Origin of the sequence: Falsiroseomonas algicola, from assembly GCF_011040385.1 — a bacterium.
GTDB lineage: Bacteria > Pseudomonadota > Alphaproteobacteria > Acetobacterales > Acetobacteraceae > Falsiroseomonas > Falsiroseomonas algicola.
The window spans coordinates 94,175-105,027 of the sequence record NZ_JAAIKB010000011.1 but is presented as its reverse complement, the minus strand read 5'-3'; the positions used below and the strand labels follow the sequence as shown (position 1 = coordinate 105,027).

Sequence of the window (10,853 nt, the reverse complement as noted above, 5' to 3'; positions counted from 1 at the left end):
CCATCCCGAAGCCCCGACCCTTCCGCCTGGCGGAAGAATCGGGGCGGTCCGGCCGGCTGCCGGAAAATCAGTGGCCGAGGAACGCCCTGATGCGATCGCCAAGCGGCGCCATGCCGACGACGCCGTTGAGGTGGCCGAGCGGGCCCGTCACCTCCGCGAAATCGACCGGGCGGCCGAGGCGCCGGAGCAGCGCCACCATCTCCATGTTGTAGTCCAGCATGAAGACGCGGTCGGTCGGGCTGGCCACCACGAACCAGCGCGCCTGGCTGCGGGACAGCGCGGCCTCGGTGCTGGCGTATTCGTGCAGGAAGAGCTGGTTGGCGCGCACGAGGTAGAGGAAGTGGTTGGCATCCGAGATCCGGGCGCGGGCCATCGCGGCCTCATCCAGGAAGCGCTCCACCTCGAACCGGTCGCCGATGCGGCGCAGAGGGTCCTGCCCCTCCGCCACGCGGCGGCCGAAGCGGGCCAGGCCGGGGCGGTCCTGCGCCTGCACCGTCACGATCTTCAGCGCCTCCGCCAGGCCGCGCGTCGGGGGTTCGCGGCCTTGCGCGTAGTAGTCGCCATTGTTGAAGTTGGGGTCGAGCCGGATCGGGCTTTCCCAGATGTCGAGCCAGGCGATGGTCCAGGGATCGAATTCGGCGGCGCCGATCACGGGCATCACGCGGTCGATCATCTCCGGATAGGCGGCCGCCCATTCGATGGCCTGCAGCGCGCCCATGGAGGCGCCCGTCACCAGCGCCAGGCGCCGGACGCCGAGGCTGTCCAGCAGGCGCTTCTGCACCTCGATGAAGTCGCGCATGGCGATGACGGGGAATTCCAGCGCCCAGGGGCGGCCGGTGGCGGGGTTCATGGAGACCGGGCCGGTGGTGACCGTGCGGCCATCCCGGACGTTGAGGTTCACCAGCGTGTCGGAGGAGATGACGAAGTAGCGGTTGGTGTCGATCGCCTTGCCCGGGCCGATGATGGCGTCCCAGTAGCCGGCGGGCTGGCCTTCGGCGTAGCGGCCGAAGGCGTGGCTGTTGCCGGAGAAGAAATGCGTGACGATGACGGCATTGTCGCCGGCGGCGTTCAGCGTGCCCGCGGTCTGGTAGCCGATGCGGATGGCGGGGATGGTGGCGCCGCCGCGCGTCACGTAGTTCGTGGTCTCGAAGACCTTCTTCTCCACGATCTCCGTGCCCCCAGGGGCAGGCGCAGGGGCAGGCGCCTGGGCCATGGCCGGGGCCTGCGACAGGGCGGCCAGGGCCAGGGTGGCGGCAATCAGAAGGCGGCGTTTCATCGGACGGATCCCTCCCCAAGGGTTGCGGGCATGGTGATCCCGCCCCGCTGCGTCGCGCAAGGGTCGGCTGCCGCGCGCCAGGGGTTAAGGGTGCGCTACCGCGCGCCGGGGCCATGCGCTACAAGGCCGCCACCAACAGCTCCCCGAAGGTCCAAGCCCCATGAACCTGGCCAAGATCCCGACCGGCAAGGCCCCGCCGCACGACGTCAATGTGGTGGTGGAGATCCCCCAGGGCAGCCAGGTGAAGTACGAGCTGGACAAGGACAGCGGCGCGGTGGTGGTGGACCGCTTCCTGTTCACGCCGATGGCCTACCCCGCCGCCTATGGCTTCATCCCCGGCACCCTGGCCGATGACGGCGACCCCGCCGACGCCCTGGTGCTGACCCCCGCCCCCGTCGTGCCGGGCTGCGTCATCCGCGCCCGCCCGATCGGCGTGCTGCACATGGAGGATGAGGCGGGCTCTGACGAGAAGCTGGTCTGCGTGCCGCATGACAAGGTGCACCCGATGTATTCGGGCATCACCAGCGCCGAGGAACTGCCCCAGATCACGCGGGCGACGATCGAGCACTTCTTCGCCACCTACAAGGACCTCGAATCCGACAAGTGGGTGAAGGTCCGCGGCTGGGGCCCGGCCAGCGAGGCGGCAGAGATCATCCTGAAGTCCATGGCCGCCTACAAGGACGATTCGAAGGAATAGTCCCTGCCCGCCCCCGCCGGGGCGGCCTTTCCCGATAACCATGACGCCGTGACCGGGTCGCGCGACTTTTTCCGTCGCGCGGCAACCATGCGGCGTTGCCAGGGCCCTGCGCCCCCGGCAAGCTTTCCCCAGCCCGGCTACCGGGCCACGGCAAGGGCCCCGCGCCCGCGCCCCGGCCCCCGGCCCGGCATGACAGCAAACCCAGGAAACCTGGGAGCAGAGGGGGAGAGGCTGCCTTGATGACGTTATCGTTGTTGCTGATCATCGCGCTGGGCGGGCTTGCCATCGCCTACAGCGTGGTGACGGCAAAGGATATCCTGGGCCGGGATGCCGGCAATGCGCGGATGCAGGAGATCGCGGCGGCGATCAGCGAAGGCGCATCCGCCTACCTCAAGCGGCAATACACCACCATCGGCATCGTCGGCGTGGTGCTGTTCTTCGTCATCCTGGTGGCCTTCGGCTTCGGCGGGCATGCCTTCGCGGTCGCGATCGGCTTCCTGATCGGCGCCGTGCTGTCCGGCGCGGCGGGCTTCATCGGCATGAACGTCTCCGTCCGTGCCAATGTCCGCACGGCGCAGGCGGCGACGCAGTCCCTCGCCTCCGGCCTCGATGTCGCGTTCAAGTCGGGCGCCATCACGGGCATGCTGGTGGCGGGCCTCGCCCTGCTGGGTGTCGCGGTCTACTTCATGATCCTGGTGCCGATCGGCGGCCTGGCCGCCAATTCCCGCGTCGTCATCGACGCGCTGGTGGCACTCGGCTTCGGTGCCTCCCTCATCTCCATCTTCGCCCGCCTCGGCGGCGGCATCTTCACCAAGGGCGCCGATGTGGGTGGCGACATGGTCGGCAAGGTGGAAGCCGGCATTCCCGAGGATGACCCCCGCAACCCCGCCACCATCGCGGACAATGTCGGCGACAATGTCGGCGACTGCGCCGGCATGGCGGCCGATTTGTTCGAGACCTATGCGGTGACGATGGTCGCGACCATGGTGCTGGCCGCGATCTCCTTCGGCGCGGATGGGCGCATCGCGGGCATGGTCTTCCCGCTGGCCATCGGCGCGGTCTGCGTCGTGACCTCCATCATCGGCACCTATTTCGTGAAGCTGCCGGCCAGCAACAACATCATGGGCGCGATGTACCGGGGCTTCATCGTCACCGGCGTCCTGTCGCTGATCGTGCTGCTGCCGCTCTGCTACATCGCCTTCGGCACCGGCACCGTGACGGCAGGCGGCGCCACCTTCGGCGCCTTCAGCCTGTTCCTGTGTGGCGCCGTCGGCCTGGCGGTGACGGCGGCGATCGTGGTGGTGACGGAATACTACACCGGCACGGATTTCCGCCCCGTGCGGTCCATCGCGGAAGCCAGCCAGACCGGCCACGGCACCAACGTGATCCGCGGCCTCGCGGTCTCGATGGAAAGCACGGCGCTGCCGGCGCTGATCATCATCGCGGGCGTGCTCTCGGCCTATGGGCTGGCAGGCCTCTATGGCATCGCCATCGCGACGACGACGATGCTGGCGCTGGCGGGCATGGTCGTGGCCCTCGATGCCTTCGGCCCGGTCACGGACAATGCCGGCGGCATCGCGGAGATGGCGGGCCTGCCGAAGGAGGTCCGCGTCTCCACCGATGCGCTGGACGCGGTCGGCAACACCACCAAGGCGGTGACCAAGGGCTATGCGATCGGCTCCGCGGGCCTCGGCGCGCTGGTGCTCTTCGCGGCCTATACGCAGGACCTGAACTACTTCATCGCCAACCCCGCGACCTATCCCTACTTCGCGGGCATCGGGGCGATGACCTTCAGCCTGTCCGACCCCTATGTCGTGGTCGGGCTGCTCTTCGGCGGCCTGCTGCCGTACCTGTTCGGCGGCATGTCCATGACCGCCGTCGGCCGCGCCGCAACCGCGGTGGTGGAGGAAGTGCGCCGGCAGTTCCGCGAGCACCCCGGCATCATGACGGGGGCGGAGAAGCCGGATTACGGCCGCGCCGTCGACATGCTCACCAAGGCCGCGATCAAGGAGATGATCATCCCCTCCCTGCTGCCGGTGCTGAGCCCGATCTTCGTCTTCGTGGTGATCCTGCTGATCGGCGGCAAGGCGGCGGCGTTCAGCGCGCTCGGCGCCATGCTGCTCGGCGTCATCGTCACGGGCTTCTTCGTGGCCGTCAGCATGACGACCGGCGGCGGCGCCTGGGACAACGCCAAGAAGTACATCGAGGAAGGCCATTTCGGCGGCAAGGGCTCGGACGCCCACAAGGCCGCCGTGACGGGCGACACGGTCGGCGACCCGTACAAGGATACGTCGGGCCCGGCGGTGAACCCGATGATCAAGATCACCAACATCGTGGCGCTGCTGTTGCTGGCGATCCTGGCGCATAGCTGAGGCGCCACAACGAGAAAGGCCGGCGGAGCGATCCGCCGGCCTTTTTCATGCCCCGGTCAGACCTTCAGCCGCTCCGGGATCGCAAGCCCCAGGCGCAGCGGCACGGGCCATACCTCCCGCACCGTGCGCATCACGCGGAAGCCGGCGGCCTTGTAGTTGGGCAGCGCTCGTGGATGGTCGGCGGTGCAGGTATTCACCGTCAGCCCCCGCGGGTGTTCGCCCCAGGCCTCGTCCACGGCGTGGCGGAGCAGGGCGCGGCCGGCGCCGAAGCCGATAGCGTGCGGCATCAGGCCGAAATAGGCCAGGTTGGTGCCGTGGTCGCCGCGGCGCTCCAGCTCGTAGAAGCCCGCCGGTTCGCCCCCGTGGTAGAGGACGTGGATGGTGATCTCCGGCCGCGCCAGCAGGGCCGCGATCTCGCTGTCCGGCACCGTGCGGCGCAGCCACCAGACATAGTCGCGCCCGACCGTGTCGTAGAGGTAGCGGTAGAAGGGCACGGAGCATTGCGCCACGCGCTGCACGACGCTGCCGCGCGGCAGCGCCGCGGGCGCGTCATCGGGCGGCGCGTCCATGCGCAGGAAAGTGACATCCACCGCGATCCGCTGCACCGGCTCCCGGGCCACGGCGATGGTCGCCACCTCAATTGTCCAGGAAGCTGCGCAGCTTGCGGCTGCGGCTGGGGTGCTTGAGCTTGCGCAGCGCCTTGGCCTCGATCTGGCGGATGCGCTCGCGCGTCACGTTGAACTGCTGGCCCACTTCCTCCAGCGTGTGGTCGGTGTTCATGCCGATGCCGAAGCGCATGCGCAGCACGCGTTCCTCGCGCGGCGTGAGCGAGGACAGCACGCGGGTCGTGGCTTCGCGGAGGTTGGACTGGATCGCGGCATCCAGCGGGATGATGGCGTTCTTGTCCTCGATGAAGTCGCCGAGGTGGCTGTCCTCCTCGTCGCCGATCGGCGTCTCGAGGCTGATCGGCTCCTTCGCGATCTTCAGGACCTTGCGGACCTTCTCCAGCGGCATGCCGAGCTTCTCGGCCAGTTCCTCGGGCGTCGGCTCGCGGCCGATCTCGTGGAGCATCTGGCGGCTGGTGCGGACCAGCTTGTTGATCGTCTCGATCATGTGGACCGGGATGCGGATGGTCCGCGCCTGGTCGGCGATGGAACGCGTGATGGCCTGGCGGATCCACCAGGTCGCGTAGGTCGAGAATTTGTAGCCGCGGCGGTATTCGAACTTATCGACCGCCTTCATCAGGCCGATATTGCCTTCCTGGATCAGGTCCAGGAACTGCAGGCCGCGGTTGGTGTATTTCTTGGCGATGGAGATGACGAGGCGGAGGTTGGCCTCGATCATCTCCTTCTTCGCCTGGGTCATGTCGCGTTCGCCGCGCGACACGGTGGCGTAGACGCGCTTGAAGTCCGGCACCGGCAGGCCGGTATCGGCGGCGACCTTGGCTATCTCCGCCCGGATCGCTTCCGCATCGTCCTTCGATCGCGCGACGAAGGCCTTCCAGCCCTTGCCCGGCAGCTTGGAGATCCGGTCAAACCAGGCGGGATCGAGTTCGCTGCCGCGCCACTGTTCGATGAACTCGTCGCGCTTGACCTTTTGCGCCTCCGCCAGGCGAAGGACCTGGCCTTCCAGCATGGTCTGGCGGCGGTTCAGGCCCTTGAGCTGGTCGACCAGCTCCTCGATGCGGTTGTTGTGGAGGTGGACCTTCTCCACCAGCGCCACCAGCTCCTGGCGCTGCTTCTCATAGGTCTTCTCGCTGCGCGCGGACTGCTCGCCGCCGGACGTATAGGCGTCCATGCGCTTGGAGGTGAGCTTGTTCAGCTTGCTGTAGGCGGCCTCGATCTCCTCGAAGGCCTTCAGCGCTTCCGGCTTCAGCTTTTCCTCGAGCGCGGAGAGGGAGAGGCCCACGCCTTCAGCGGCCTCGTCGCCTTCCTCGTATTCCTCCTCCGGCGGCGGCGTGCCTTCGGGGGTGTTGGCGCCGGCGGTGGCTTCCAGGTCGATGACGTCGCGCAGCAGCATGCGGCCATTGTTGACGGCGTCATGCCAGGCGACGATGGCCTTGAAGGTCAGTGGGCTTTCGCAGAGCCCGCCGATCATCATGTCGCGGCCGGCCTCGATCCGCTTGGCGATGGCGATCTCGCCCTCGCGCGACAGCAGCTCGACCGAGCCCATCTCCCGGAGGTACATGCGGACCGGGTCGTCGGTGCGGCCGAGATTGGCCTCATCGACATTGCCGCCGCCTTCCTCGTCATCCTTCTCGTCGTCATCGGCCTTGGCGACGGGCTTGTCGGCGGCGGCCTCGCCGTCCTCGCTTTCCTCGCTCTCCACCACGTTGATGCCGATCTCGCTCAGCATCGCCATGGTGTCCTCGATCATCTCGGAGGAGACCTGTTCGGAGGGCAGCGCGGCGTTCAGCTCGTCATAGGTGACGTAGCCTCGTTCCTTGCCGCGGGCGACCAGCTTCTTGACCGCGGCGGTCAGGGTATCGAGCAGCACGCCCTCAACCGCCTCGTCACGGCCTTCTGCCGTTTCGGCGCCACCTGCGACCTTGCTCGCCATGCCTGTATCCGCTCCGTCAACGGCGCGACGACGGGCCGCGGGGTTTTGCCCGTGGCACGCGGAAGCGCGTTAAGACCTTCACTTCAATGCCCACTGCCGATGGCCGCGTCGCCCGCGGCCCCGGCCCCATCCGTTTCCGTCCACTCGCCGCGGCGCAGCGCGGCCAGGGTCAAGGTCAGGCGGATCAGGCGCTGTTGCGCCCGGGTCTGCGCTGCCGGATCGCGCGCCGCGTCCCAGTCGCGCTTCGCCGCCATCCGGTCTTCCTCCAGCTCCGCCTCGCCCCGCAGCAATCCGAAGAAGTGCCACCAGCCATCCAGCGCGTCCTTCGGCTGGGCCTCGGCGCTGGCTTCCGCCGGCAGGCCCGGATCCCGCAGCAAGGCTGATACCAGTTCCCCCCACCCGTCCCGGGCGAGTTGGTCCATCAGGCCGGAGGAGTCAAGTTCATGGCCATCCGCCAGCCAGCGGAGGGCTGAGGCGCGGCAATCCGCCAGCTGCGGGTCGCCCAGGTCGAGCCCGGCGAAGACCTCCTCCACCTCCGGCAGCAACCAGGGATGGCGGAGCGTGATCGCCATCAGGGCGCGGGCCTGGGCCACGCGCACACGGCCCGGCGTGATGGCGGGGCGCTGGCGTGGGACAACGACCTTGCGCGCCCCGGGCCGCCCGGGCGCGCCGCCGAAGGCGGGTTTCTGCGGGCGGGTGCTCTCGAAGAACCGGTCGAGCAGGGCGCGACGGTATTCGGCGGCCAGCGACTTGTCGGCGATCAGGCCGGTCGCCTCCACCAGCCGGTTGCGCAGGCTGGCCTTCTGTTCCGGCGTCGCGGCGGGGCGGCCTTCCGTCAGCAGGCCGTAGAGCGCCTCCGACAGCGGCCGCGCGCCATCCAGCACGGCCTGGAAGCCGGCGGTGCCGCGACGGGAGACGAGCGTATCCGGGTCCTCCCCCGCCGGCAGCGTGGCCATGCGCAGGCTGCGTTCGGTGGTCAGCAGCGGCAGCGCCGCCTCCGCCGCCCGCGCCGCCGCCCGCGCGCCCGCGCCATCGCCATCGAAGCAGAGCACGGGTTCGGGGCTCAGGCGCCACAGCTCCTCCATCTGTTCGGGCGTGAGCGCGGTGCCGAGCGGGGCCACGGCGCCGCCGAAGCCGGCCTGGTGGAGCGCGATGACATCCATGTAGCCCTCCACCGCCACCACCGCCGCGCCCCGGAAGGCGGCTTCCCGCGCCATGTCCACGCCGTAGAGGTTGCGGCGCTTCGAGAAGACGGCGGTTTCCGGCCCGTTCACGTATTTCGGCTGGCCATCCCCCAGGATGCGCCCGCCGAATGAGACGACGCGGCCGCGCCGGTCCCGGATGGGGAAGATCACACGGTTGAAGTAAAGGTCCGAATAACCCTCGCCGCTTTCGCGTTCCCGGATCAGCCCGGCTTCCGCCAGTTGTTCGGGGGTGATGCCATCGGTCTTCAGGTCGGCGGCGATGGCGCCGCGGCCGCCGCCGGACCAGCCGAGGCCGAAGCGCGCGATCGTCTCCTCGCTCAGGCCCCGGCGGCGGAGATAGGCCAGCCCCTCCGCGCCTTCCGGCAGGCGGAGCCGGCGCTGGAAGGCCTGGGCCGCGGCTTCGAGCACGCCATAGAGGTCCCGCGCCGCGCGTTCCCGCGCCGCGGCTTCCGGCGTGGGCTTCGGAACCTCGAGCCCCGCTTCCTGCGCCAGGCGCTCCACCGCTTCCGGGAAGCCCTGGCCCTCCGCCTTCATGACGAAGGTGATGGCATCCCCATGCGCGCCGCAGCCGAAGCAGTGGAAGTGGTCGTCATAGACATAGAAGGAGGGAGTCTTCTCCCCATGGAAGGGGCAGCAGCCCTTCCAGTTCCGGCCTGACTTGGTCAGCCGGGTCTTGCGCTGGATGAGGGGCGCGAGCGGCGTGCGGGCGCGCAACTCGTCCAGGAATTGCGGGGGAAGGGCCATCCTGCCCGTGCTTTAGCACGCCCGCGCGCACGCCAAGGCCCGGGGTCATGAATTCTTCAGGCCTTCCGGCCCAAGCATGGCGGGTGCAGCGCCGAGTCCCCGCCCCTGCCCGTGCCGCCAGTTGGCGGGATGCGCTGGCCATCGACTACCACCCCGTGCCGCCCGCCGCGCTGGCGGAGGCGTTGGCCCTGCATGCCCGCCACATACGGGGCGAGCGCGGCGGCAAGCGGGCCAGCTTCAAATTCGCCGATCTCGCCCATGTCGAGCTGCGCGGCGCGCTGCTGGCCGGCGCGGACCTGACCGGCGCGCGGCTGGAAGGCGCCGACCTGTCGGAGGCCGACCTCAGCGATGCCTGCCTGTTCGGCGCCAATCTCCGCCGCGCGGAGCTGACGCGGGCGCGGCTGCAGAAGGCGGATCTGCGCGGGGCCTCCCTGCTGGGCGCGAAGCTGATGCGCGCCAACCTGACGGGCGCTGACCTGCGCGACGGGCATCTGGTGCGCAGCAAGGGGGGAGAGCTGGTGCCGGCCACCGCGGCGGAGGGCCGCGGCGAATTGTCGGAAGCCTCCGCCGCCAATGCCAACCTGACGCGGGCCAAGCTCTCCAACGCCTTCATCGTGCAGACCGACCTGCGCGATTCCAACCTGCGGGAGGCCGTCTTCGTCCGCGCCGACCTCAGCAAGGCCGATCTCAGCGGCTGCAACCTGGAAGGGGCCGACCTGTCGGAGGCCAATCTGGAAGGCGCGGTGCTGGAGGGGGCGATCCTGAGCCGCGCCACCTTCCGGTCCACCAACCTCGCCGGCGCCAATCTGCTGGGCGCCCTGCTGGACGAGGTGGACCTGGGCTCCGCCATCCTGGACGGGGCGGAGATGACACGGCGGCTGGAGAACCTGGCGGATGCGGTGAGCGAGGCCATCGCGCTGCACCAGGCCTGGATCCGCAGCAATGGGCGGGACGGCCAGCGGGCGGATTTCACGGCCTGCGACCTGGCGGGGGTGGATCTGTCCGGCGTCAACCTGGCGGCGGCGGTGCTGAAGCATGCGGTGATGCGCGGCTGCGACCTGACCGGCACGGTGCTGGCCATGGCGGACCTCGCCACCGCCGACCTCCGCGGGGCGAAGATGGCGCGGGCGAACCTCCGGGGGGCGAGCCTGGTCCGCGCCTCATTGAACGAGGCCGAGCTGACTCGGGCGGAGGCCGGGCCGATGACGCTGAAGCATGGCCAGAGCTGGCCCACCAACCTGACCAGCGCGCGGCTGGTGCGGGCGAAGCTGGTGGGGGCGGATCTGAGCGAGGCCCGGCTGCCCGATGCCGACCTGACCCAGGCCGATCTGCGGGAGGCCCTGCTGGCCGGCGCCGACCTGACGGATGCGACGATGACCATGGCCGACCTCCGCCGCGCCGACCTTCGCGGCGCGGTGCTGGTCGGCGCGGAGGGGCTGGTCCTGCCCGGCCGCGAGGGCTCCTAGCCCCCGAGCTTCGCCTTCACCAGCGGCCCGGCCTTGGCCATGTCCAGCACCGCGCCGTGCTTGGCCTTCAGCACGGCCATGACCTTGCCCATCTCCTTGATGGAGGTGGCGCCGGATTCCGCGACCGCCTCGGCGACGGCGGCCTCCATGGCGGCGCCGTCCATCTGCTGGGGCAGGAAGCTCTCGATCGTCGCGATCTCGAACTCCTCCTTCTCCGCCAGTTCCGGGCGGCCGCCCTGGCGATACATGGCGGCGCTCTCGGCGCGGGACTTCACCATGCCGCGCAGCATGGCGACGATCTGGTCATCCGGCACCTTGTCCACGCCCGAGGGGCGGGCGGCGATGTCCACATCCTTGAGCTTGGCCGTGATCATGCGGATGGCGGAGGTCTTCGGCGCATCCTTGGCGATCATGGCGGCCTTGAGGGCCTCGGTGAAACGGGCGCGGAGATCGTCGGCCATGGGAAATCCTCCTGGGATGGGCGCGCTGTAGCACGGGCGGCGGAATGGGAAAAATCTTCCCGGAGCGCGACTC

At 69.5% G+C, this 10,853-nt stretch carries 8 protein-coding genes; 3 read left to right on the top strand and 5 right to left on the bottom strand.

The genetic code is table 11. The features are described 5' to 3' along the window. Positions 1-67: 67 nt before the first annotated feature. Entirely contained in the window at positions 68-1,276 is a 1,209-nt protein-coding gene (locus G3576_RS22750; RefSeq protein WP_164696763.1) for an E22 family MetX-like putative esterase, read from the bottom strand. Between the two features lie 160 nt (positions 1,277-1,436). Here G3576_RS22750 and ppa point away from each other — a divergent pair, with 160 nt between their 5' ends. Together ppa and G3576_RS22740 are read left to right on the top strand one after the other, a co-directional pair. Continuing rightward, positions 1,437-1,973, top strand: a complete 537-nt coding sequence (gene ppa / locus G3576_RS22745) for an inorganic diphosphatase (protein WP_092956289.1) — start codon at positions 1,437-1,439, stop codon at positions 1,971-1,973. A gap of 239 nt (positions 1,974-2,212) precedes the next feature. Next, the gene (locus G3576_RS22740) at positions 2,213-4,345 is read left to right on the top strand and encodes a sodium-translocating pyrophosphatase (protein WP_164696762.1); all 2,133 of its coding nucleotides are present in this window, start codon (positions 2,213-2,215) and stop codon (positions 4,343-4,345) included. A gap of 56 nt (positions 4,346-4,401) precedes the next feature. Here the strand turns inward: G3576_RS22740 and G3576_RS22735 are convergent, their stop codons facing one another. From G3576_RS22735 to dnaG, 3 genes are all read right to left on the bottom strand, one after another. Beyond that, positions 4,402-4,980, bottom strand: coding sequence for a GNAT family N-acetyltransferase (locus G3576_RS22735; protein WP_407926132.1), 579 nt, complete (start codon positions 4,978-4,980; stop codon positions 4,402-4,404). 1 nt (position 4,981) lies between these two features. Further along, positions 4,982-6,904: an RNA polymerase sigma factor RpoD gene (rpoD, locus tag G3576_RS22730; RefSeq protein WP_164696761.1), complete on the bottom strand. Its 1,923-nt coding sequence runs from the start codon at positions 6,902-6,904 to the stop codon at positions 4,982-4,984. An 83-nt stretch (positions 6,905-6,987) separates the two neighbouring features. Next, a complete protein-coding gene (gene dnaG, locus G3576_RS22725) occupies positions 6,988-8,853 on the bottom strand; it encodes a DNA primase (protein WP_164696760.1) in 1,866 nt (621 codons plus the stop codon). Between the two features lie 83 nt (positions 8,854-8,936). Here dnaG and G3576_RS22720 point away from each other — a divergent pair, with 83 nt between their 5' ends. Continuing rightward, positions 8,937-10,319, top strand: coding sequence for a pentapeptide repeat-containing protein (locus G3576_RS22720; protein ID WP_164696759.1), 1,383 nt, complete (start codon positions 8,937-8,939; stop codon positions 10,317-10,319). Here the strand turns inward: G3576_RS22720 and G3576_RS22715 are convergent. Beyond that, positions 10,316-10,780, bottom strand: a complete 465-nt coding sequence (locus tag G3576_RS22715; protein WP_164696758.1) for a GatB/YqeY domain-containing protein — start codon at positions 10,778-10,780, stop codon at positions 10,316-10,318. The genes G3576_RS22720 and G3576_RS22715 overlap by 4 nt on opposite strands. Positions 10,781-10,853 lie beyond the last annotated feature (73 nt).

Coding starts and splice junctions, on each gene's coding strand:
- G3576_RS22715 (WP_164696758.1), bottom strand. CDS start 10,780: ATGGCCGACGATCTCCGCGCCCGTTTCACCGAGGCCCTCAAGGCCGCC.
- ppa (WP_092956289.1), top strand. CDS start 1,437: ATGAACCTGGCCAAGATCCCGACCGGCAAGGCCCCGCCGCACGACGTC.
- G3576_RS22750 (WP_164696763.1), bottom strand. CDS start 1,276: ATGAAACGCCGCCTTCTGATTGCCGCCACCCTGGCCCTGGCCGCCCTG.
- dnaG (WP_164696760.1), bottom strand. CDS start 8,853: ATGGCCCTTCCCCCGCAATTCCTGGACGAGTTGCGCGCCCGCACGCCG.
- rpoD (WP_164696761.1), bottom strand. CDS start 6,904: ATGGCGAGCAAGGTCGCAGGTGGCGCCGAAACGGCAGAAGGCCGTGAC.
- G3576_RS22740 (WP_164696762.1), top strand. CDS start 2,213: ATGACGTTATCGTTGTTGCTGATCATCGCGCTGGGCGGGCTTGCCATC.